23 protein-coding genes, 1 tRNA gene and 1 pseudogene are annotated in these 20,724 nt (G+C 63.9%); 10 read left to right on the plus strand and 15 right to left on the minus strand.

The genetic code is table 11. The annotated features are described in order from the left end of the window. On the minus strand, positions 1–1,051 hold a 1,051-nt coding region (locus EOA38_RS06710), incomplete at its 3' end, for an NAD(P)/FAD-dependent oxidoreductase (protein ID WP_245480787.1). Between the two features lie 129 nt (positions 1,052–1,180). Then, positions 1,181–2,152, minus strand: a complete 972-nt coding sequence (locus tag EOA38_RS06715; protein ID WP_127298802.1) for an NAD(P)H-dependent oxidoreductase — start codon at positions 2,150–2,152, stop codon at positions 1,181–1,183. Positions 2,153–2,458: 306 nt separating this feature from the next. Here EOA38_RS06715 and EOA38_RS06720 point away from each other — a divergent pair, with 306 nt between their 5' ends. The 3 genes from EOA38_RS06720 to EOA38_RS06730 all read left to right on the plus strand — a co-directional run bounded on the left by EOA38_RS06720 (position 2,459) and on the right by EOA38_RS06730 (position 3,743). Next, positions 2,459–2,764, plus strand: a complete 306-nt coding sequence (locus EOA38_RS06720; RefSeq protein ID WP_126094789.1) for an ETC complex I subunit — start codon at positions 2,459–2,461, stop codon at positions 2,762–2,764. A gap of 125 nt (positions 2,765–2,889) precedes the next feature. Further along, a tRNA-Arg gene (locus EOA38_RS06725) sits at positions 2,890–2,966 on the plus strand. 54 nt (positions 2,967–3,020) lie between these two features. After that, positions 3,021–3,743, plus strand: coding sequence for a hypothetical protein (locus tag EOA38_RS06730; RefSeq protein ID WP_126094788.1), 723 nt, complete (start codon positions 3,021–3,023; stop codon positions 3,741–3,743). A 54-nt stretch (positions 3,744–3,797) separates the two neighbouring features. On the opposite strand, the gene EOA38_RS06735 is transcribed toward EOA38_RS06730, so the two are convergent. From EOA38_RS06735 to EOA38_RS06750, 4 genes are all read right to left on the minus strand, one after another. Continuing rightward, the gene (locus EOA38_RS06735; protein ID WP_126094787.1) at positions 3,798–4,601 is read right to left on the minus strand and encodes a hypothetical protein; all 804 of its coding nucleotides are present in this window, start codon (positions 4,599–4,601) and stop codon (positions 3,798–3,800) included. 721 nt (positions 4,602–5,322) lie between these two features. Continuing rightward, on the minus strand, positions 5,323–5,565 hold the full coding sequence (locus tag EOA38_RS06740; protein ID WP_126094786.1) for a DUF982 domain-containing protein: 243 nt from the start codon (positions 5,563–5,565) through the stop codon (positions 5,323–5,325). A 208-nt stretch (positions 5,566–5,773) separates the two neighbouring features. Further along, positions 5,774–6,019: a DUF982 domain-containing protein gene (locus tag EOA38_RS06745; RefSeq protein ID WP_126094785.1), complete on the minus strand. Its 246-nt coding sequence runs from the start codon at positions 6,017–6,019 to the stop codon at positions 5,774–5,776. A gap of 114 nt (positions 6,020–6,133) precedes the next feature. Continuing rightward, a complete protein-coding gene (locus tag EOA38_RS06750) occupies positions 6,134–6,331 on the minus strand; it encodes a hypothetical protein (protein WP_126094784.1) in 198 nt (65 codons plus the stop codon). Between the two features lie 441 nt (positions 6,332–6,772). On the opposite strand from EOA38_RS06750, the gene EOA38_RS06755 reads away from it, so the two are divergent. Next, entirely contained in the window at positions 6,773–7,132 is a 360-nt protein-coding gene (locus EOA38_RS06755; RefSeq protein ID WP_126094783.1) for a metalloregulator ArsR/SmtB family transcription factor, read from the plus strand. A 295-nt stretch (positions 7,133–7,427) separates the two neighbouring features. Then, positions 7,428–7,967 carry a cytochrome b gene (locus EOA38_RS06760; protein WP_245464734.1) on the plus strand — a complete coding sequence of 180 codons (540 nt, stop codon included), beginning with the start codon at positions 7,428–7,430 and terminating at the stop codon, positions 7,965–7,967. Positions 7,968–8,385: 418 nt separating this feature from the next. On the opposite strand, the gene EOA38_RS06765 is transcribed toward EOA38_RS06760, so the two are convergent. The 5 genes from EOA38_RS06765 to EOA38_RS06785 form a co-directional block, all read right to left on the minus strand. Beyond that, positions 8,386–9,192: an ABC transporter permease gene (locus EOA38_RS06765; protein WP_126094782.1), complete on the minus strand. Its 807-nt coding sequence runs from the start codon at positions 9,190–9,192 to the stop codon at positions 8,386–8,388. A gap of 4 nt (positions 9,193–9,196) precedes the next feature. Next, positions 9,197–10,030 (minus strand): ABC transporter permease, encoded by an 834-nt coding sequence (locus EOA38_RS06770; protein ID WP_126094781.1) that lies wholly within the window; start codon positions 10,028–10,030, stop codon positions 9,197–9,199. Positions 10,031–10,054: 24 nt separating this feature from the next. Next, positions 10,055–11,167 carry an ABC transporter substrate-binding protein gene (locus EOA38_RS06775; RefSeq protein ID WP_126095982.1) on the minus strand — a complete coding sequence of 371 codons (1,113 nt, stop codon included), beginning with the start codon at positions 11,165–11,167 and terminating at the stop codon, positions 10,055–10,057. A 79-nt stretch (positions 11,168–11,246) separates the two neighbouring features. Continuing rightward, positions 11,247–12,341: an ABC transporter ATP-binding protein gene (locus EOA38_RS06780; RefSeq protein ID WP_126094780.1), complete on the minus strand. Its 1,095-nt coding sequence runs from the start codon at positions 12,339–12,341 to the stop codon at positions 11,247–11,249. 261 nt (positions 12,342–12,602) lie between these two features. Further along, a complete protein-coding gene (locus tag EOA38_RS06785; RefSeq protein ID WP_126094779.1) occupies positions 12,603–13,490 on the minus strand; it encodes a LysR substrate-binding domain-containing protein in 888 nt (295 codons plus the stop codon). A gap of 82 nt (positions 13,491–13,572) precedes the next feature. Between EOA38_RS06785 and EOA38_RS06790 the strand changes: the two genes are divergently transcribed. The 3 genes from EOA38_RS06790 (at position 13,573) to EOA38_RS06800 (ending at position 17,728) form a co-directional block, all read left to right on the plus strand. Continuing rightward, a complete protein-coding gene (locus tag EOA38_RS06790; protein ID WP_189350174.1) occupies positions 13,573–15,165 on the plus strand; it encodes an amidohydrolase in 1,593 nt (530 codons plus the stop codon). A gap of 26 nt (positions 15,166–15,191) precedes the next feature. Continuing rightward, a complete protein-coding gene (locus EOA38_RS06795) occupies positions 15,192–16,124 on the plus strand; it encodes a dimethylarginine dimethylaminohydrolase family protein (RefSeq protein ID WP_126094777.1) in 933 nt (310 codons plus the stop codon). Positions 16,125–16,288: 164 nt separating this feature from the next. Beyond that, a complete protein-coding gene (locus EOA38_RS06800) occupies positions 16,289–17,728 on the plus strand; it encodes an FAD-binding oxidoreductase (RefSeq protein ID WP_126094776.1) in 1,440 nt (479 codons plus the stop codon). 64 nt (positions 17,729–17,792) lie between these two features. Here the strand turns inward: EOA38_RS06800 and EOA38_RS06805 are convergent, their stop codons facing one another. After that, the gene (locus EOA38_RS06805; protein ID WP_126094775.1) at positions 17,793–17,972 is read right to left on the minus strand and encodes a hypothetical protein; all 180 of its coding nucleotides are present in this window, start codon (positions 17,970–17,972) and stop codon (positions 17,793–17,795) included. Between the two features lie 138 nt (positions 17,973–18,110). Between EOA38_RS06805 and EOA38_RS06810 the strand changes: the two genes are divergently transcribed. Continuing rightward, entirely contained in the window at positions 18,111–18,371 is a 261-nt protein-coding gene (locus EOA38_RS06810; protein ID WP_126094774.1) for a hypothetical protein, read from the plus strand. Positions 18,372–18,375: 4 nt separating this feature from the next. Next, the gene (locus tag EOA38_RS06815) at positions 18,376–18,636 is read left to right on the plus strand and encodes a hypothetical protein (protein ID WP_126094773.1); all 261 of its coding nucleotides are present in this window, start codon (positions 18,376–18,378) and stop codon (positions 18,634–18,636) included. A gap of 10 nt (positions 18,637–18,646) precedes the next feature. Here EOA38_RS06815 and EOA38_RS06820 read toward each other — a convergent pair. From EOA38_RS06820 to EOA38_RS06830, 3 genes and pseudogenes are all read right to left on the minus strand, one after another. Then, positions 18,647–19,350 (minus strand): annotated as a pseudogene (locus EOA38_RS06820) (SOS response-associated peptidase). Between the two features lie 76 nt (positions 19,351–19,426). Then, entirely contained in the window at positions 19,427–19,669 is a 243-nt protein-coding gene (locus EOA38_RS06825; protein WP_245464733.1) for a hypothetical protein, read from the minus strand. 643 nt (positions 19,670–20,312) lie between these two features. Continuing rightward, positions 20,313–20,724, minus strand: a 412-nt coding sequence (locus tag EOA38_RS06830) for a dihydrofolate reductase family protein (protein WP_127298803.1), incomplete at its 5' end; no start/stop codon positions are given.

A 20,724-nucleotide genomic window follows, 5' to 3' on the forward strand; every position in this document is an offset into this window, starting at 1 on the left:
CGCTGGTCCCGCCGTTGAACAGCGGCACGCCCTTGGCATCGAGCACGCCGAGCCTGCCCACCATCGCTTCCAGCCCGGTGCGGTAGCCGGTGGCGGCAATGACGATGTCGGGCGAGATCGCCTGGCCGTTCTCGAGAACCACGCTGTCGTGCCTGAATTCCTTGACCTGCGGCACGAGGATGATGCGGCCGGCCTTGATCGCTTCGACCGCGCCGTCGTCGGCGGCGATCGCGGTATAGTCCGAGCCGAGGCGGCTGGCGCCGCCCGACGGGGCAGGGGGCAGGCCATATTTCCTGAGGTCGCCGAAGGCCAGCCGCTGCGTCGCCGCCATCACCGCGTCCGCCAGCCTGGCCGGCAGGCGCGCCATGACCGGCGAGAAGCGATGCACGGCGACCTTGCCGATGCGCTTGGGTAAGAGCGAAGGCCCGTTGCGCGCCGCAAGCCACATCTGTCCCGTCTCGACGCCGGAAAGATGGTTGAGCGCGTCGAAGCCGGAATTGCCGGCGCCGACCACCAGCACTTTCTTTCCGGCATAGTCGCTCGCCCGGCCGAAATCGGCCGAATGGATGACCTTGCCCGAGAAATCCTTCATGCCTTTCCAGGCTGGGATGAAGGGTTGCCGGTCGCGCCCGGTGGCCACCACCACATGCCGCGCCGCCCGGGAGCCTGAGCTGGTGTTGACCAGCCAGTGGTCACCACGGAATTCGATTTCCCGAACGACGACGCCGAAGGCGATCGGCAGCCGGTGCGTCTGGGCGAAGTCGTTGAAGAGACGGATCACCGCGCTGCGATGCGGGAAGGCGGGGGTGCCTTTCGGAAAGGAAACGCCGGGCAGCGTCGAGAGGTCGCGATGCGTGTTGAGATGCAGGTTGTCGTGGCGGCGGTGCCAGGGCTCGGCCAGCCGTCCCTCACGCTCGAGGATCTCGGTGGCGATGCCTGCCTCGATCAGCGCGTACGCCACCGCCAATCCGGCCGCGCCTGCGCCGATCACGATTGCGCCGTCGAGGATTGCCGGCTCGCCGGTCCGGTCCGACGAGATTTCCGCTTCCATGCCCATTCTTGTCTTTGTCGTCGTCATGGCCCCAAGTGGCACGACCGTGTATCCGACATATGCCGCCGACGAGGCAATGGGAATAGCCCTTGTTGCGGAGAGTCCCGGCATTGTGTCGCGGATAAGAGGCTAACCGTTGGCGGGATCAGCGTGGCGGTGCACCAGCTTGAAGGCGCCGTCCTCCAGCCGGAACACCTCCGTGACCCGCAGGGTCATCTCGGCAGGCTGGCCGTTCTTGCCCATGCGCGCCTTGGCATGCTGCAGCCCGGTCCAGAACGCCAGCTCGCCGCTCGCGGAGGCCTGCAGCACCTCGAGATCGGTGCTGCCGCCCTGGTGGAAGCTGGCGGCGTCGCGCTCGTAGCGTCCGGCGACGGCTTTGGCGCCTTCGAGATGGTCGCCGCGCGGCGAAAAGAAGGTGGCGGGCTCGCTATGCGTCACGATCGCCTTCAGCGATGTGGCGTTGCCGTTGACATAGTCCTCGGCGATTTTCTCGCGCTGCTTCATGAAGGCGTCGAACGACGAGCCGCCGGGCCGCACGGTTCTGATCCACGTCTCCAGCGCGCCCATGAAAGTCTCCAGAAAGGCGGCGGTATCGCCGTCCTTGACCGCGCCGTTGGCGTCGAGGAGCTCGGCGGCGTTGCTGATATAGGCCTCCGGCTGCTGCATCACCGGCATGTCGAGGAAGACGAAGGTCTGCCGTATCGCATGGTTGGCGCCGAAAGCGCCGAGCTTGTTGGGCGTGACGCTGACAACGCCGGCGGGCAGGCCCTTGAAGACGCTTTTGCCCGATGGGCGCGAGCCGACATCGAGCGCGTTCTTCAGGCAGCCTGGGATCGACCGGTTGTATTCCGGCGTGACGAAGAGCACCGCATCGCATTCCCTGACGGCGGCGCGGAAAGTCGACCAGGCGGCAGGCGGTGTGTCGCCGTCGAGATCCTCGTTGTAGAGGGGCAACTCACCGATTTCGATGAAGCGGCAACGCAGCGAATCCGGCGCGCGGGCCGCCAGCGCCTTGGCGATCTTGCGGCTGAAGGATTGGGCGCGCAGGCTGCCGACGAGCACGGCCAGTTGCAGGACGGGATGTTCGGTTGTCATGATCATGGCGGACTGTCCGGGCTTGGGTGACAAGGAATGGCGACGCTTCGTGGTGCTCTGCCGCCCTGCAAGCCGTCATCCGATGGCTGGAGCGGCTGGTCGCCTGACCTTCCGTTAATGTCCGGGGCGACGCGAGGGTTCCCCGTGCCAGTCACGACCGTCCGCCGGACCATGGCCGCTTGACCATGGCCGCTTGCGGGCGGCGCCGTTGCACAGTATTGACGGGTTGGCGCGCGACCTCAGGCTCCAACCGGGCTTTCGGACGGGCGCCGCGAATAGGGTGCCCGGTCTTCGGGCGGCAACGAGGTGGTCATGTCCGCGCGCATTTTCAGCCCAGCCAAAACCGCGATGCAGTCCGGCAAGGCCAAGACCGGCCACTGGGTGCTGGAGTTCGATCCCGCCGAGCGCAAGAAGATCGACCCGCTGATGGGCTACACGACTTCGGGCGACATGCTGAGCCAGGTGCGGCTCACTTTCGACACCAAGGAAGAGGCGGTCGCCTACGCCGAGAAGCAGGGCATTGCCTTCCGCGTCGAGGAGCCGAAGGAGACGAAGCGCCGGCAGATTTCCTATTCGGACAATTTCCGCTATGACCGCAAGACGCCCTGGACGCACTAAGCAATTCCAGGAAAAGTGCGCAGCGGTTTTCCGTCCTGAATTGCGTAAACAAAAATCGGAGCGGACCATCCATTTTGGATAGAATGGCTCCGCATAGTGGCATCAGCCGGCCCCGGCCGGCCAGCGGTCCCGTAGCTCAGCTGGATAGAGCACCGGCCTTCTAAGCCGATGGTCGCAGGTTCGAATCCTGCCGGGATCGCCATTCCATCGATGAGAGACCCTCTCCGCGAGAGATAGGGCAACCGAGGCGAGATTGATGTGGCTGGTACTGAGGGCCAACGATTCAGACCAGAATACGTGGTTGAAAGTGTTCACGCCACCCTTCGATCCCTACGTTGAATTAATGCCGCATGAGTTCGGCGACCAATTGCTTGTCCTCAAGGCGCAAGACCTGGACAATCTCACCACCCTCAAGGATGTGTACAACGTTGGTGACGGCATAGTCCGCACCTTGAACGGGATCGTTGCGGGCATAATGGGAAAGTCATCTGTTGAACCTGACGGTGCCGCCGAGATGCGCCAAGGCAAGCTGATCCGCCATGTGATGCTGAGGGCGGAAACAGCACATTTTTCCTTTGGCGGTCCGTCAGCTGAATTCCATATCGTCATTCGAGACAAGGACGGCAACATTGTTGTGCCGCCGCCTGCGCCGACTGCGGCCCAAAGCCGATATGCCGCCTCACGGAAAGACGATCTGCTGGCGCATGCGCTCAATTATTGCGCCGGAGAGCCAGGCTGGTTCGACCTGTATAAGGCGATGGAGTGCTTAGAGCAGGCAGGGTATGGGAAAAAGGATAAGGAGATGATCCGGTTCAGCCATACCGCGAACTGGTTCCATCGTCACCATGATACGAAGAATCCTCCGCCGGCGAATCCCATGGATCTGCGAGATGCCCGGCGACTGCTGCGCGGACGCATCAATCACGCTCTCGATGACGTGGCTAAAGTGAACGCCACACAACCCGCCTCTCGCGCTTGATTTCGACCAGCCGGTGGAAGCCGATGCTGTGAGCTTGGCCGCCGAGTCCGCTATCTAACTAGCGCCACGACCTTGCTGGCGCTTCGCAATATCTTGCATCACCTTCTGATAGCGCTCGCCAGCCTGAATCTCGGCCTGAAGGGCGGCGTTCTCTGAGGCTAAGCCTTGAATGGTTCCTTGAAAGTCTGCGCGGAATTCGACCACAGCTCGACCGGTGCGCGCCACATCGCTTGCCACGCCAAAAAGCAAATCCATGAGGGTTATGGCGACGCTGCTAGTTAGCCAAAGGTCAGTCCGGACAAAATACTCATCTTCGATATCGAAGAACGGAGCGTTAGCTGCCGAGCGATCGTCAGCCATGCGAAAGGTACTGTCGCCACTAATGATGTTCGCATGGGCGGCATGGCTATTGATATGGCCCTTAGTGCTTGAAACCCACTCAGATTTATCACGATAATTTTTTTCAAGCCACTTGTAGCGCTTGCTGGTCAATTTTTGCGAGGGATCCATGATCCCGAACGCATCCACGTCCACAAAATGCTCCGTGTCTGGGTGGGCGATCGCGAAAGCAGCTGCTGCACCCGCCTCGAGTACCTGGCGCAGATCCATCATAGCCTGCACCCTGTGAAGCCGGAGGGTCGAGAAAAAGCTGAGAGTGTGGTGCTTCTTCATTAGGGAAAACAAACGGCCGAACATTTCGGCCCGATCCCGCTCGATACTCGCTATGCAGAGCGAAAAGTACATCGTTGCAGCACGGGCATGCTTATAATGCTGCCCGTAGCGCTCGGGGCCATCCAACAGCATTGCCCGCTCGCTATCAATGATCTCCTCTAAGGTCGACTGCGGATAGGTTCGCATCGGATTGCCCTGCTGGAACACACAGAGAACAAAAACCTTGTGGGAAAACCCTGCCTTTGCAGGCGGAGTGACTCAAGTGCCTGTAGATTAGGGATTGCTGGCTGGGGCTGCGGCGTCCCTCGACCAGAGAAAGCGCCGCAACCCGGTGCCAGATGGCGCACCCGCGGGCCGGAGGTGGCTGCAACCACTTCCGGTTCGGGTGTCACCACAATGGTTACAACTTGTAAATTTCGCAACGGGCGAAATTTTAGATCACAGCATTTTGGAGCGGAACCGCATGGCTCGTTATGGCGGTTTCGTGATCGGCAGATCAGGTCCAGAAGACGCCGGACGGCCTGTGGATAGTAACCTCCCATTCACCATGACATGGCCTTCGCGTTGAACACGGACGTCAGACTCGCCGAAATGAAAGGGCCTGAACACACAGGCGCCCCCGCAGCCCAGCGGCCGACGTTTTCATGTACCCCGCGGGATGCACCCTGAACGCTCTCGAGTATACGTCGGCCGCGCTGCGGTTTCCGTCAGATTGCCCGGCACAAAATCAAGCCCGCCCCGGCGATGGGAAGCCGGAACGGGCTCGGCTTGGGTCTGGAACCCTGTAGTCAGCAGACTACAGGGAGGAAACAGGTCGGCGGCTGCAATGTTCCGAAGCTTTTCTCGACTGCGCGGCCAGGGGCGGATGGGGACGCCCGGGCGTGTTCGTTCCGGAATTGCCTGGCGCTCAGGCCAGCAGGCCGGCCGCCTTCGCCGCCCTGCGCAGGGTTTTGCGGGCTTCGGCTGGGCTTCTCAAACCGTCGAGGGCGTCGCGGCAGACGCGGCTTGCCGACCGCCAGGTGCGGTCGCGCGCCCGCCTTGGCCAGCGCTGGTCCAGGCATTCGACGGCCTCGAAGCAGCTTGAGACCCTGTGTTGTCCGCTTGGCTCGAAATCGATCACGACCGGCTCGGAAAACCAGACGTCGTTCATCACATCCTCCGTTCGTATGGCCGTCTTTTGATCAGCAACCGGCACCGGCTGGCGCCCGGTGGGATGTGGGTCCGGCACGATTGGCGGACCCGTGCGTTAACCACCCACCGCCGATAATGTTCCGAAGAATTTTGGATCGGCGATGCGCCACGCTGCCCGGGCCGGCCAGGTCATTCCGGCGGCCTCTCGTCGGCGGAAAATGAGCGCTCTATTCGACCAGCACATGCGCCTCGCGCGCGGCGCTGACGAAAGCTTCCCTGGCATTGTCGGCCGGAACGTCGCCGCTCATTGCCCGGCGGCAGGCGCGCAGCGCCGCGCCGTGCTGCGCGCTGCCGGCGTCGCGCCACTGGCCCGTCAGCAATTCCACGGCCTGCTGCGCGTTGGAAATATGCCGAATCGAGCCCGCTATGCCGACGGTGACTTCGACCGGCCTGGAAAACCATCCCTGGATCATCGCGAAACCCCTGATGCGTTATGGCGGATCAGAAACGCGCAACTGCCCGGCAGGTTTCATCCCGATATTTCAAGAGGATGTGAGCAGCGCGCCGACAGCCGGCATGATCCGCCTCTATCGCCCGAGCGGCTTGCGGGACAGTTCCACGAGTTCGGCCTCGTCGGTGATGCCGGCCATGTAGTTGGCGATGATACGCGAGGCGCGCGCCTGCTTCTGCTCCTCGGTTTCTCCGGCGATGCGGCCGCTCTCGAAGACGCGCCCAAACATGGCGGTCTCGTCCGGTGTGAACGTGTTTCGCGAAATATTGGACATGGCTTTCTCCTCCATGTCCCCCTTCCTGCCCCGGCTGATATTAACACGGGTTCGGAAATGAGGGTGAGTCTCGAAAACATGGTGGCGATGCGCCTTCCTGCGTGGCGCTGTCGCCGCCAGGTTCTTCATCTCGCGCCTGGTCCGAGGCCTGCCGGATGCGGCGCCGGCCTCGCTATATCCTTGCCGAAACAACGAAGCGCTGATACTCATTAGCGGCGTGGAATTATTCCGAGTCTGCGCCAACTTGCGTCACACAATATTGCGGCGCATGCTGTCCGAGGCCAATACCCCGACGTGGTGGCAACCGGGTTACGAAGGGATTTGGTCGACAAAGAAGCAGGGCAGGTTCCGATTCCGTGTCGGAGCAGGTCCACCAAATGCTCTGGAATTCTGAAGCCATTGCCCCCATGGCGTCGGAAGAGCATGAACATGGGGAAATCGATGGTCACGAAGAAACTTACCGCCAACGCAGAAAGCGCGGCAGCCTTTCTCGCGGTGATGGGCAACGAGAAGCGTCTGCTCATCATGAACTACCTGGCAGAGGGCGAACTGTCGGTCGGCATCCTCGCCGACAAGGTCGAACTCAGCCAGTCCGCACTCTCCCAGCATCTGGCCAAACTGCGCAGGTTTGGCCTGGTCGACACCCGCCGCGACCGCCAGATGGTCTACTACTCCTGCAAGTCGTCCGCGGCGCGTGAGCTCCTCGCGCTGCTCGACGGGCTGCTGACCATGGACCGGCCGCTCGCCGGCCCGGCCCGGCAAGCTCTTGTCGAGAGGATGCGGCGGCCACAGGCCGCCTGACCGGCTGCGACGCAGGCGAGGGCAGGTTGCCTTCGCCTTGCGTGGCGTCATTCCAGGAAAAGCGCGCGGCGGTTTTCCGTCCGGAATTGCGAATAGTTTGAGCGGTTTGGCAGAAAGCTGAACCGCTCGAACTGCGCGGACTGCGGATGGTCGGCAACGGGTCGCGTGTGCGGCGCCGGACGTTGCGCTTGGCGCGTCTCCTCAATTGGTCGAAGCCTTACCGATTCTTAATTTAGCGGCCGCAAGTCTGCCAAGAAGGCCCGCGACACCGGGGCTCCTCGATCGGAGTTGTGCAATGGCCATCATCACCACCTACACGTCCACGCAGAAGTTCCTCCATTGGGCTCTCTTTGCCCTCGTCATTCTGCTCTATGCGCTGACCTATGGCGAAGAGTTCTATCCCCGTGGCGATCCCACGGTGGACGCCATTTGGCGATTGCACATTTCCTTCGGCCTTCTGCTTGCCGCGTTCGTGCTTTGGCGGGTGGTTCTGCGCGGCCTGAGAGGGAGGCCGGGTCTCCCGGCAGAGATGTCCGGGCTCGAGCAAACCGCGGCGAAGGCCGGACATGTCCTCCTCTACGGTCTGCTGATCGCGATCCCCGTCCTCGGCATTTTCCTGACCTGGTTCCGGGGCGACGCGTTGAGCTTCTTCGGCCTGTTTGCGGTACCGTCGCCATTCACACCGGACAAGGCGACCGCCAGGAACATCCGTGAACTGCACGAGCTGTGCGCCAACGGCATACTGATCGCCGCTGGCCTGCACGCCTTGGCCGCGCTCTATCATCATTTCGTCCGCAGGGACGGAGTGCTGGCAAGAATGCTTCCCGGCGGCTGATGCACGTCGCCCAAAGTGCTGGAGCGGTTTGGGAGAACGACATGCACAAAATCAGAAACCCTTGGCGCGTGGAGCGAATCTGAAAGATCGCGACGCAGCGGGCTGGTTCCACTCGTCTTGCGCTGCGTCCGGCCGCTCCGGCCATGACGGCTCGGCATCCATCACTTTTCGTTGAAAGACAAGTGCGTGCGAGCCGGAATGCGGCGGTAAGTGACTGAATAAAATCATATTCCGGCACAGCGCCCGGGGCGCGCGCGGCCCGAAGTTTACGGATTTGTAAATCGCCCGCCGGACCGCCCTTGGCTAGACTTTCCGCGATCCACACCCCCGGATCATGACGGGCCAAACTTCCACTTTGGCTTCGTTAAGAGGCTCGCCGCTCCCGGCGGGCCTCTTTCGTTGGGGTAAAGCCACAAGCTTACGGTGTGGCTTGCCGGCGCGTGACGACGCTGCGCACGGCAAGCACCAGCACGGTGATGATGATCAGGATCACCGAGAGCGCTGCGATCGCCGGGTCGATGTTGTCGCGCAGGCCCATCCACATCAGGCGCGGCAGGGTGATGGCGTTCACCGAGGTGATGAACAGCGTCACGCCGATCTCTTCCCAGGAGAGCACGAAGGAGAGGAGCGCCGCGGTGACGATGCCGAACTTGATGTTGGGCATGATGACGCGCGTCGCGCGCTCCCAGACGCTGGCGCCGAGGCCGCGTGCGGCAAGGTCTATGCGCCGGTCGAGCTGGCTGAGCGACACTAAAATAAGCACCGTGGCGAAGGGCACCGTCATCACCGAATGCGCCATGGCCACGCCCAGCCAGGTGTCGTAGCCGAAGAAGGACGAGATGCCGGAGACCGAGGTGAGCAGGAAATAGAGCGTCACCGCCGAGACCACCGGCGGCACCACCATCGGCAGCAGCACGAAGCCGACAAGAGCGGCCGTGAAGCGCGGCTGGAACATCCAGACGCCCAGGCTGAAGGTGAGCGCCAGCACCGTGGAAAGGGCGCTGCTGACCACGCCGATGCGAATCGACAGCAGGATGGAGTCCAGCCAGCGCGGGTCCTCGATCAGCGAGCGGTAGTGGCGTAGCGACAATTCCCCGGTCGGCATGGTCAGCATGCGGCTCGGCGTCAGCGACACCGGGATCACCGCCAGCAGCGGCAGAAGCAGGAACAGCGCCACGAGCACTGCGAGGATGAGCGAGACGGGGCCGGGGCGATAGGTCGGCATCGCGCTACACCAATTGTTTCGGTTTGACGTAGCGGAACAAGAGCGCCATCAGCGCGCCGACGAACACCACCAGCACGACGCTGATCGCCGCGCCCAAGCCCCAGTCCGGGCTCTGGAAGATGCGCAGATAGATCAACTCCGCGATCATCACGCTGCGGCCGCCGCCGAGGATCGCCGGCGTGACGAAGAAGCCGAGCGAGAAGACGAAGACGATCATAGCCGAGCCGATGATGCCGGAGCGCGTCATCGGCACGAACACCGTCCAGAAGGTGCGCATGCGGCTGGAGCCCAGGCCGCGCGCGGCAAGGAGCACGCGCTCGTCCAGGCTGCGCATGGCCGAGGCCAGCGGGAACACCGCGAAGGGGATGAGGAAATGCGACATGCCGACGATGACGCCGAACTCGTTGCGCACCAGCGTCAGCGGCTCGGAGATGAAGCCGATCGATTGCAGCCAGGTGTTGATCAGGCCGCGGTTGGAGAGCAGCGCCACCCAGCCGAAGGCGCGCGTCAGCACCGAGATCCAGAACGGCACCAGGATGCAAAATTCGGCGAGCACGCGCTGCACCGGGCTGCCGCGCACCCAGACCACGGTGATCGCATAGGCTGCGGTGACCGAGACGATGGTGACGATCGCGGCGATGCGCAGCGTGCGGATGAACACCGATTGCACCAGCGGGTCGCTGACCAGCGCGCCATATTGGCCGAGCCCCGGCGTCGGCAAGGTGAAGCTCCACTTCACCACGCCGAGAAAGGGCCAGGCATAGGCAAGGACGAGGAACAGGAGCAGCGGCGCCATCAACAGCGCCGCGCCCATCCTTTCGGAGAGGATGCCTCTCATGTCAGGGTCGCATCTCGGCCTGGATCAGGCGGAGATGATCTTGGTATATTCGTCGAGCGCCTTGCCATAATTCTTGGCGTACCAGTCCATGTCGAGCGGGATCTGCTTCTTCATGTTCTCCGGATCGACCGGGTTGATGCGCTTCTTGTCGGCCGGGATCAGCGCGTCGGCGGCCGGATTGGCAGGGCCTTGGCCGAGCTTTTCGAACATCACCAGTTCCTTCTGCGGGTCCTGGGTGCTGGCGATGAACTTCATCGCCGCTTCCTTGCCGCCGGGATTGTTCTTCAGCACCGCCAGCGCGCCGGGCGAGATCAGGCCCTGGTCCCAGATGAACTTGATCTGGCCGCCGGAGTCCTGCTCGATCAGCGAGGCGCGCGTCGACCACACGATCGCCATCGAGGCTTCGCCATTGAGCAGCACGCTTTGGCTTTCGGCGCCGCCGCCCCAATAGGAGACGACGTTTTCCTTGAAGGCGGCGATCTTGTCATGCGCCCGCTTAAGGTCCAGCGGATAGAGCGAGGCCGGCGCGACGCCATCGGCGAGAAGGGCTGCCTCCCAACTCGACACGCCCCATTTGTAGAGCGAGCGCTTGCCCGGGAATTTCTTGACGTCGAAGAAATCGGCCATGCCGGTCGGCGCGTTGGAGCCGAACTTCTGCGAGTCGTAGGCGATCACATAGGAGAAGAAATAGGTGGACGCCGCATATTCCCAGCCGAAGCCCTCGCGCATTTTCTTCTTGTCGACGATCGAATAGTCGATCGGCTCGAGCATGCCCTGGCCGCCCAGCGTGATCGCCGAGAACGGATCGACGTCGACCAGGTCCCAGGTCGGCGCGCCGCTCTTGAACTGCGCGGCGATCGCGCCTTCCGTCGGGCCAGAGCCGTCCATCTTGACCGGGATGCCGGTGTCCTTGGTGAAGGCCTGGCCATAGGCCGCGTCGTAAGCGGTGATGGCGTCGCCGCCCCAGTTCACCAGCACCAGTCCCTTCGTCTCGGCGAAGGCGCCTGTCGAGCGCAGCAGCATCGGCGTGCCGGCAAGCACCAGGCCCGCGAGCTGCGCGAACTGGCGGCGCGAAATCTCGCCGCGCTTGGTCCTTTCGGACAGAGACTCGATCGCCTGTTTCCGCGTGTGGTTCATATCGTCGGTCATGTCAGTTCCCCTTGTTTTATTGATCTGATCCGGAAGCCGGTGCGGCGATATCAGGCCGCCTCGGCGCTCATTGTCCTCCGCCCGGTAGGAGGAAGCCCTTCTCGGCCGGCCAGGTCAGCCAGACGGAATTGCCCTTGCTCAAAGCCGCCGCCGCCACCTCGTTCGGCACCGAGACGGTGACCTTCGCGCCCTGGCGCGTGGTGAGGTCGAGCTTGGTTGCGGCCCCGAGATAGGTCGAGGCGACAGCGGTCGCCGCAATGCCGTTTTCGCCGGACGCCGCCTCCGGCGCGATCGACATGTGCTCGGGGCGGATGGCGAGGATGGCATCGCCCTTTATCGCTTCGGCCTTGCAGCGCATGTTGACCGCGCGGTCCTCGCAGAGACCGGTGGCGCCGTTGTCGGCCGGCTTGACGCCCTTCACCGGCAGCATGTTGATCTCGCCCAGGAACTCGGCGACGAAGCGGTTGGCCGGGCGGTCGTAGACCTCGTCCGGCCTACCCACCTGCAGGAGCTTGCCGTGGTTGAAGATGGCGACACGCGACGACAGCGCCAGCGCCTCGCTCTGGTCGTGGGTGACGAAGACGAAGGTGGTGCCGGTTTCCTGGTGCAGCCGCTTCATCTCGGCCTGCATCTGGCCGCGCAGGCTCTTGTCCAGCGCCGAGAACGGCTCGTCGAGGAGGAGCACGCCCGGCTCGAACACCAGTGCGCGGGCCAGCGCCACGCGCTGCTGCTGGCCGCCCGAAAGCTGCGCCGGCAGCTTCTTCTCGTGGCCCTTGAGGCCGACGCGCTCGATCATCTCGCCGACACGGCTTTTGATCTCTGAAGCCGATTTCTTGCGCACCTTGAGCGGGAAGGCGATGTTCTGTTCCACGCTCATATGCGGGAACAGCGCATATCCCTGGAACACCATGCCGGCGGCGCGCTGCTCGGCCGGGCGGTCGGTGATGTCGGCGCCGTCGCTGAAAAGGCGGCCTTCGCTCGGCTGCACGAAGCCGGCCAAAATCATCAGGAAAGTGGTCTTGCCGGAGCCCGAGGGCCCGAGCAGGGTCAGGAACTCGCCGCGGCCTATATCGAGCGTCAGATCGTCCAGCGCCCGGAACGAGCCGAAGCTTTTGCCGATCCCGTTCGCCTTGATCTCTGCGGCCCGGCCGGGTTGCTGCATCCTGCCTCTTCCTTGGTCTCAGGTGAAATCGTAGGCAGGGCGGGGGCTCACCGCAACCGAATAGTTTTCGCCTGATCGGCAAATTTGATTCACGGGTGGCGCCAAATCTCCCCCCTTGAGGGGGAGATGTCGCCGCAGGCGACAGAGGGGGTCGCCGCGCGTGGAGCGCCGACGGCCAGCGCGACGCCGATGGTGCTGGCGCTCTTCGTGAGACGACCCCCTCTGACCGCTTCGCGGCCATCTCTCCCTCAAGGGGGGAGATTAGAGCCTGTTCTCCGAAAGCTTCGCCCTAAGCCACTCGCTGAAGGCATTGAGCACAGGGTGCCCCGCCTTGGCATGCTCGAAGACCAGATAATAGGAGCGCGGCGAGGGGACCGACGCTTCGAACGGCTTGACTAGCCGGCCCTCGCTCAGTGCCCGGCGGCCGGTCAGCTCGTCGCCCATGGCGATCCCCTGGCCGGCGATCGCCGCCGAGAAGACGAGGTTCATGTCGGAAAAGAAGATGCCGCCCTCGGTATCGGGATTTTCCACCTTGGACAGCGCCAGCCAGCGCGCCCAGTCCTCGGTGTCGCTGAGATGCAGCAGATTGGCGCGCAGCACGTCGGCTGGCTTGGAAAAGCCGCCGACCTTGTTGAGCAGCGTCGGGCTGCAGAGCGGCGTGAAGGAGACTTCGCAAAGCAGCTCCACCGCCCGGTTCGGCCAGTTGCCGACGCCGAAGGCGATGAAGGCGTCGGCTTCCGGATTGCTGACATCGTCGAGCCGCCGCGGCGTCAGCACCGAGAGCGCGACGTCCGGATACATCTGCTGGAACTCACCGATATGGGTGCACAAGAACATCGAAGCGAAGCCCGGCGGACAGGAGATGCCGAAGGAGCCGCCGACGCCGGCGCCGCTGTTCTGCGTCACCGCGTCGCCGAGCACGGTCAGCGCCTTCCGGACATCGGCCGCGTAGCGCTGGCCGCGCGGCGTCAGCGCCACGCCCTTGCCGATGCGCTGCAGGAGGTCGAAGCCGAGGTCGCGCTCGAGCAGCCGAAGCTGATGCGAGACGGCGCTGCGGGTGAGGTGGAGCTCGTCGGCGGCGCGCCAAACGCTGCCATGACGGGCAAAACTGTCGAGGGCGCGCAGCGCCTGCGTGGAAGGTATTCGCAAGAGGCCTCAGGTGAACCGAATTTGCACGAGCCGGGAAAACATATCACTTTTTGATGAGCCGCTTCACTGCTTTCTTTGCGGCATGGAGAAACCGGTGACGAGTTCCGCGCAGGAGACCGCGCTCGCCTGCATCGACGGCATCCAGCCGCTCCTGTCGGCCTGGACCCGCACCATCTTCGACTTCGGCGAAACCGCCTGGCGCGAGTACCAGTCGGCCGCCTGGTATGTCGATCGGCTGAAGCGCGAAGGCTTCTCCGTCGAGGAAGGTTCCGGCGGCATGCCGACCGCCTTCTGCGCCCATTGGACGAACGGGGAAGGCCCCACAGTCGGCATGTATGCCGAATACGACGCAGTCCCCGGCAATTGCCAGGACGCCGCCACCGTCAAGCGGCCTCGGCCGGGTCTCAGCGTCGAGGCCGGCGGCCACACCGATCCGCATTCGGGCCTCGGCATCGGCAGCCTCGGCGGCCTGCTCGCCGCCAAGGCGGCGATGCTGGAGCACGGCATAACAGGCACGCTGCGCTTCACCGGCGAGCCGGCCGAGAAGGTGAGGGGCTCGAAGCCGATCCATGCGGCCAAGGGCTATTATGACGGCCTTGCCGGCATGATCTCCTTCCATCCCTTCTACATGCTGCCGCTTTGCAACACGGCGCGCTGGGACACGCATTGCGGCGCGGCCTACGCGATGATCTACCGCTTCATCTGCGACGAACCCGAAAATTGGGCACTCGGAGGCGACGGCGCGCCGATCCCGCAGGCGCATTCGGCGGTCCGCGCGCCCGGCGCCAACGATGCGCTGATGATGATGTACATGGCCTCCAAGGCGCTGCGCGATTCCATGCTGCCGCATCAGGGCGGCTGGTCGATCAGCGAGGCGATCCTGACCGCGGGCCAGGCGACCGCCGACAACCTGCCGGCGGGACTGGCCGAGATCCAATACATGATCCGCGTGCCGACGCTTCGTATGGCCGAGCAGGTCACCGCGGTGCTCGACCGCAACGCGGAAGCGGCGGCGAAGATGAGTGGCTGCCGCTACGAGCGCCACTGGGTGTCGAAGTCGCGGCCGGGGCTGGCCAACCACGCCATAGCAGACATCACCTATCAGGCGCTCGCAGCCGTCGGCCCGCCGCAATGGAGCGACGAGGCGAGGGCGGTTGCCCGCGAGGTGCAGGTCAATGGCGGCGGCGAGGCGACCGAGAATCCGTTCATCGACGAGCTTGAGCGGCTCATTTCGCCGCAGGAAGCGGAGGCGATCCTGCGCCACGACCTGCCGCCTTCGCAGGTCAATTCGACCTCCGACGACTACACCGACATGAGCTGGCACGCGCCGACGGCGCGCTTCTATGTCGCCCGGCCGGCGCTGCGCGCAGCCGATGGCCATGCCTACCCGGCCTGGGCGATGAACGCGCTGGGCGGCATTCCGGCCACCATCGACCCGATGGTCACCTGCGCCGCCAAGACCGTCGCGCTCACCGCGCTTCGCCTGCTCGAGGACAAGGCCGCGCGCGAGGCCGCGATGGACGAATTCGTCAAGCGAACCGGCGGCGGCGTCGGCGGTTCGAACTGGATCGTGCCGCTCTGCGATTACGACCCACCGATCAATTTCCGCTGGCCGGAATATGTCACCACGCCGCGCGGGCGCGACTGGTGGATCCCGTCTGCTTCCACCGCATGACAACAAAACCGATCGAGGAGAACCCCATGACCGTCCATGACCGAATCGTCGCCGAGCCGTTTTCGCTGCAGCGCCGCAACCCCAATGGCGGCACCAAGCCGCTGACCGCCTGGGGCTTCGCCAACGAAACCGATGTGCTGACCGACGTGCTGCTCGGCTCGCCCAATTTCCTACGGCATCTCTCGACCAGCTCGCTGTCCAGAAAGCACCTGCGCGAGGCGCCCTGCAACGTCCAGATCGCGCAGGCGCAGCACAAGGATCTTGTCGCCGCCTACGAGCATTTCGGCGTCAACATCCACTGGCACGAGCCGACGCCGGAACTGCCGATGCAGGTCTATTCGCGCGATTCCAGCGTCATGACGCCCTACGGCGCCTTCATCACCGCCATGGCCAATTGGTGGCGGCGCGGCGAGAATTATGCCGCCATCCGCACCTATGAAAAACTCGGCATCCCGATCTACGACATGGTGACGGCCGGCACCTTCGAGGGCGGCGACTTCAACGTCATCGAGGATGGCGTGGTGCTGATCGGCTGCGGCGGTGCCCGCACGCAGGAAGAGGGCGCGCGCCAGGTGCAGGCCTGGTTCGACAAGGAAGGCTGGGAGACACGGCTAGCCTTCATCGACGAATACTATGTCCATATCGACCTGATGGTGGTGCCGATCGCCGAAAAGCTCACCGCAGTGTGCCTCGCCTGCACCGAACCCGGCATCGTCGACTGGCTGAAGGGCAAAGGCCACGAGATCATCGACGTGCCCTTCCAGGACACGATGGCGCTCGGCTGCAACTTCATGTCGCTCGGCAAGGACAGGGTGATCGCGCCGACCTCCAGCAAGACGCTGATCGAGAAGCTGAAGGCACGCGGTTTCGAGGTCGCGGCCGTCGACATAAGCGAGATCTCCAAGACCGGCGGCGGCATCCACTGCATGGCGCAGGCGCTGAAGCGGGTGCCGGCCTGAGCGCGCTGCTTCGGCCGGCGCAGGCGAGGCAGTCATCCAGGCAATCGCCACTGTCCAGTCACGCAAATGGCGGGCAACGAGCCCGCCATAACTTGCGTGATAGCTAACATAAGAGCACACTAAAATTAGGAGAGGGCTTACCAGCAAAAAAACGGGAGGAAAGCATGAATGCAATAAGCTTCACCACCCTTGAACGCGGCAAGGCGACCGTCGACGCCGCCTCCCTCGAAGCACTTTCGGCACAAATTCGCGGCACGGTGCTGCGGGAAGGTGATGCCGCCTATGACGAGGTCCGCGGCATCTGGAATGGCATGATCGACCGCCGGCCCGGGCTGATAGTGTGTTGCGTCGGCGCCTCAGATGTCGTCATCGCCGTGAATTTCGCCAGGGAAAACAGGCTTCTCGTCTGCGTGCGCGGCGGCGGCCACAACATTGCCGGCAGCGCCGTCTGCGACGGCGGCCTGATGATCGACCTGTCGCTGATGAAATCGGTGCGGGTCGATGTCGCGGCGAAACGGGCATGGGTCGGACCCGGCGCAACGCTCGCCGATGTCGACCGGGAAACGCAGGCCTTCGGACTGGCGTTGCCCACCGGCATCAATTCGACCACCGGTATTGCGGGCCTGACGCTGGGCGGTGGTTTCGGATGGATCACCCGCAAATTCGGGCTGACGATCGACAATCTCGTTTCAGCCGACGTGGTCACCGCCGACGGCAAGTTGCTGCGCGCCAGCCAGAGCGAGAACCCCGACCTGTTCTGGGCGCTGCGTGGCGGCGGCGGCAATTTCGGCGTCGTCACGGCGTTCGAGTTCCAACTTCATCAGTTCGGACCGCAAGTGCTGTCGGGGCTCGTCGTCCATCCCTTCGCCGATGCCGCGAAGGTGCTGAGCGAATATCGCGAGGCGCTCGAGACCGCACCCGACGAACTGACCTGCTGGGTGGTCATGCGGCAGGCGCCGCCGCTGCCGTTCCTGCCGGCCGAATGGCACGGCAAGGAAGTGCTGGTGCTGGCCATGTGCTATTGCGGCGACGCCCAGGCCGCCGAAAAGGCGACGCGGAAGCTTCGCGCCATTGGCACGCCGATCGCCGACGTCGTCGGTCTCAATCCGTTCACCGGCTGGCAGCAGGCCTTCGACCCGCTGCTTGCGCCTGGCGCCCGCAACTACTGGAAGAGCCACGACTTCACCGAGCTTTCCGACGGCGTGATCGAGGTAACCACAGAGGCGATCGCCAGGCTTCCGGGTCCGGAATGCGAGATATTCTTCGGCCATGTCGGTGGGGCCGCGGGCAGGGTCGAGGCGGACGCCACCGCGTTTCCGCAGCGCAACTCGCATTTCGTCATGAACGTCCATGCCCGCTGGCGCGAACCGGCAATGGACAAGGCCTGCATCGACTGGGCTCGCGGTATCTATGACGCGGCAAGGCCCTATGCCGCCGGCACGGCTTATGTGAACTTCATGCCGGAGGACGAGGTCGACCGGGTCGAAGCAGCCTATGGCGGCAACTATAGCCGGCTGCTGGAGATCAAGCAGCGCTACGACCCGCAGAACCTGTTCCGCGTGAACCAGAACCTGCGTGCGAAGGAAGGTCTCAGGGCCGCCTGAGGCCAGGCGTCTTTCGGCGGCGGCGCGGTCAGCCGCGCTGTCGCCAAGCTTCGCTTCCTGGTGCTCAACGCGCAGCCCGCTTCGGCGCGCCAAGCGCATCGAGCCGTTCCTGCAGATGCCCGTTGAGCACGATCATCTCCTTCAGCGCCTTCACCGGATCGCCTTTGTGCTCAGCGATGAAGCGCTCGGCGATCGCCTGAAGCGCCGCCTCCTGACGGCTGTCCAACCTTACGATGCGATCCATGGCGGTTGCTCCCGTGCCTTCCATTAGCATGTGAACAAAAAGTGAACAAAAATGTCAAGAGCGAATTGACTTTGCAAGGAATGGGTTCCTATTTTGTCAGGAGATGGGGCGGTTGCTCAGGATTCAGGGAGAGCCGCGTTGGGCAGACGAAAAAGCCGCTATGACAGATTGCTCCAGTCGGACGCGGAGGCGATCATTCGCGACGCGCTGGAACTGCGCAAGACGGTGCTGGCGGCACAAGTCAACCTCAAGGCCAATGGCGAAATGTACTGGCGGCTCAACGGCCTGGTGGACAGGCTGCACGAGGTGATGGGCGCGGTTGCGGGCCGGGAGCCCGATTTCCGCGCCGCCTGGCTCGGCCTATTGCCGCTGCCCGAGGATTACTCAGACCGGACATGAGAAAATGGCCGGACCCATGGACAGCGTTGGCCGGGCGGCCAAGGCCAACATGCTGCTCATCGTCGAATGCCGCCACTGTTACCACGTCGGGCGCTTCAAGGCGAACGACGTGGCCAAGGTGGTGGGCTGGAACAAGCCGCTCGAAGCCATCCGCTTCCGCTGCAAGCGCTGCGGCCGCAAGGACACGGAGATCAAGACCCAGTTCGTCGACCAGGACCATCCGCCCAAGGGCTATATCTGGGTGCTGCAGAAGGCGAGGGGGTAGGGCCCCTTGACTAAAACAACGACCCCTGCGCCGGCGGCTCGGCGGGAAACTTGATCTGCGTCGCCGGTTTTTCCACGATCACCAGCGCGTCGTCCGCTGCCGGCTTCTGCAGCTTCTTCACTTCAGACCACGGCGCGGTCAGCCATAGCTCGGTCTCCTCCGGCGTCTCAGGATCACCGGCATCGCCTTCTCGTGGATCGGCGCGATCAGCGCGTTGGGCCTGGTCGTCAGGAAGCCGTAGAGCTCGTGGTCGCCGGGGCCTTCCTTCACCTTGCGTACCCCATGCCAGGGAGTCCACAGGCCGGCGAAGAAGAACAGCGGCCGTTCTTGGCTGAGCGCAAACCAGAAGTTCTTCTGCACGCCGGTCTCAGGGTCCTTGTCGCCGGGCGTCGGCGAGGGCTCGGCGAAGCTCGTCACCGGCACCACGCAGCGGTTCTCGATGCCGAGATAGGGCAGCCAGTGGGCATATTGTGGGTTGCGGATGTTGGTGGTGCCGGAATCGGCGTTGCCGCGCATCCGCTCAGGTGGCGTCGGCATGCCCCAGCGCAGATTGGCGAGCTCGCGGCTGCCGTCGGCGGCATTGCGCACCACTGGCGCAGGCTGGTTGGGATAGATGTCGACCGAAGGCTCGAGATTGCCGGAGATGTCGCGCAGCGCGCGCGTCCATTGGCGGATCGCCTCCTGGCTTGTGGTGATGTTGTAAAGATTGCACATCGGCAGCGTTTCTCTGTCCGCCGATTGTTCCAGCATTTTTTCGCGGAGCGCAACTTGCCGGGCATAGCACCGCCGCTCAGCGCCCGCGCCCGCCGCGTCGCCTTGTCTCGACCGGCTCCGCGGTCGGCGGCTCGCCGGGCAGCCCGAGCCGGTGGCGCTCCTCCTCTGCGAAGGCTTCGGCTTCCGCGTGGATATCGAATAGCTGCTGCGTCAGCCTGCCGCCTTCGACGATGCGCACCAGCCATTGGCCATTGATGAATTTCACGCGGACACTGTCTGGTTCGCCTGTCACCATGTGCAGCTCCAGCTCGATGCCCAAAGAATTGCATCCTTGAACAACCTGCGACGGGTTGCCGTAAGCTTTCGTTCATTGGCCATAGCAGGATAGCAGTCGCAGGGCTCGGGTGGACTTGACGTCGAAAATATAGATTTCCCGCAAAGGCCACCCAAAATGGATAAAAACTCTGCGCCGAAACCTTGAAGGAACCCCTCAGCAGAATCCAACTTCGATATGGTGCTCGGTTTGCGAGACGATGCGGCGGTGCATTTCGAATGCGTCTGAGCGGATCTGCAGCGCGAGGGTCTCGGGCACGCCGATGGGAACTGGTCACGTCGAGGCCGGCGGCGAGGCGAGCGATCGGCGTGCCGGCAAGCATACGATGCATGGGCTTTGCCTCGTCGCAAATCCTTACCCGCTCGGCAGCGGATAGGAGACAGCGAACCGGCCGTGACACTCTGGGGGGCGGCGGCGAAACGGACAGGCTAGGGCGGCCCGGCAGCCTGGGGGGGTGTATTGGGTTCGGCGGCCGGGCCTGACCGGAGTTTGCGAGCCTGCCGGCTGCATCGAACATGCGCTTGCGCTCATGCAAGGGCAAGAACGACCTAGGCCCTAAGACCAAAGCAACCGGAGCGGCGCAAACGGCCGAAGCGGCGGGCCCCTGCTGGCCTCAGTCGGTCTTCGCTCAGGCGGGCGCGTAGCGCAGCAGCGTCACGCCCTGGGGAAGGCTCTGCGTTCCGAGCGGCGTCAGCGTGAGCGACAGCCCACGCTGGAAGTACGGCTTGCCGCCGCCCAGCACGACCGGGTGCATATAGAGCCGGTACTCGTCGATCAGGCCCGCGCGTGACAGATGCCCGGCCAATTCGGCGCCACCGACGCTTATCTCGCCATCCGTTTCCGCCTTGAGGGATCTTGCCGCCGCCGCGGCGTCGCCATCCGCCAGCCGGGCATTGGCACCGACCTCGCCGAGCGTCGTCGAAAACACGATCTTCGGCGTCTTCCGCCAGGCTTGGGCGAAATCCCGTTCGACCTCGACGCCGGCCTCCCGCTCCGGACTGTCCCAGAAGCGCATCGCCTCATACAGGCGCCGCCCGCAG

Origin of the sequence: Mesorhizobium sp. M1E.F.Ca.ET.041.01.1.1 (assembly GCF_003997355.1) — a bacterium.
Taxonomy (GTDB): domain Bacteria; phylum Pseudomonadota; class Alphaproteobacteria; order Rhizobiales; family Rhizobiaceae; genus Mesorhizobium.

What these genes read in the sequence shown, in the direction of transcription:
- EOA38_RS06715 (WP_127298802.1), bottom strand. Translation starts at nt 2,152, where the DNA reads ATGATCATGACAACCGAACATCCCGTCCTGCAACTGGCCGTGCTCGTC.
- EOA38_RS06720 (WP_126094789.1), top strand. Translation starts at nt 2,459, where the DNA reads ATGTCCGCGCGCATTTTCAGCCCAGCCAAAACCGCGATGCAGTCCGGC.
- EOA38_RS06730 (WP_126094788.1), top strand. Translation starts at nt 3,021, where the DNA reads ATGTGGCTGGTACTGAGGGCCAACGATTCAGACCAGAATACGTGGTTG.
- EOA38_RS06735 (WP_126094787.1), bottom strand. Translation starts at nt 4,601, where the DNA reads ATGCGAACCTATCCGCAGTCGACCTTAGAGGAGATCATTGATAGCGAG.
- EOA38_RS06740 (WP_126094786.1), bottom strand. Translation starts at nt 5,565, where the DNA reads ATGAACGACGTCTGGTTTTCCGAGCCGGTCGTGATCGATTTCGAGCCA.
- EOA38_RS06745 (WP_126094785.1), bottom strand. Translation starts at nt 6,019, where the DNA reads ATGATCCAGGGATGGTTTTCCAGGCCGGTCGAAGTCACCGTCGGCATA.
- EOA38_RS06750 (WP_126094784.1), bottom strand. Translation starts at nt 6,331, where the DNA reads ATGTCCAATATTTCGCGAAACACGTTCACACCGGACGAGACCGCCATG.
- EOA38_RS06755 (WP_126094783.1), top strand. Translation starts at nt 6,773, where the DNA reads ATGGTCACGAAGAAACTTACCGCCAACGCAGAAAGCGCGGCAGCCTTT.
- EOA38_RS06760 (WP_245464734.1), top strand. Translation starts at nt 7,428, where the DNA reads ATGGCCATCATCACCACCTACACGTCCACGCAGAAGTTCCTCCATTGG.
- EOA38_RS06765 (WP_126094782.1), bottom strand. Translation starts at nt 9,192, where the DNA reads ATGCCGACCTATCGCCCCGGCCCCGTCTCGCTCATCCTCGCAGTGCTC.
- EOA38_RS06770 (WP_126094781.1), bottom strand. Translation starts at nt 10,030, where the DNA reads ATGAGAGGCATCCTCTCCGAAAGGATGGGCGCGGCGCTGTTGATGGCG.
- EOA38_RS06775 (WP_126095982.1), bottom strand. Translation starts at nt 11,167, where the DNA reads ATGAACCACACGCGGAAACAGGCGATCGAGTCTCTGTCCGAAAGGACC.
- EOA38_RS06780 (WP_126094780.1), bottom strand. Translation starts at nt 12,341, where the DNA reads ATGCAGCAACCCGGCCGGGCCGCAGAGATCAAGGCGAACGGGATCGGC.
- EOA38_RS06790 (WP_189350174.1), top strand. Translation starts at nt 13,573, where the DNA reads ATGGAGAAACCGGTGACGAGTTCCGCGCAGGAGACCGCGCTCGCCTGC.
- EOA38_RS06795 (WP_126094777.1), top strand. Translation starts at nt 15,192, where the DNA reads ATGACCGTCCATGACCGAATCGTCGCCGAGCCGTTTTCGCTGCAGCGC.
- EOA38_RS06800 (WP_126094776.1), top strand. Translation starts at nt 16,289, where the DNA reads ATGAATGCAATAAGCTTCACCACCCTTGAACGCGGCAAGGCGACCGTC.
- EOA38_RS06805 (WP_126094775.1), bottom strand. Translation starts at nt 17,972, where the DNA reads ATGGATCGCATCGTAAGGTTGGACAGCCGTCAGGAGGCGGCGCTTCAG.
- EOA38_RS06815 (WP_126094773.1), top strand. Translation starts at nt 18,376, where the DNA reads ATGGCCGGACCCATGGACAGCGTTGGCCGGGCGGCCAAGGCCAACATG.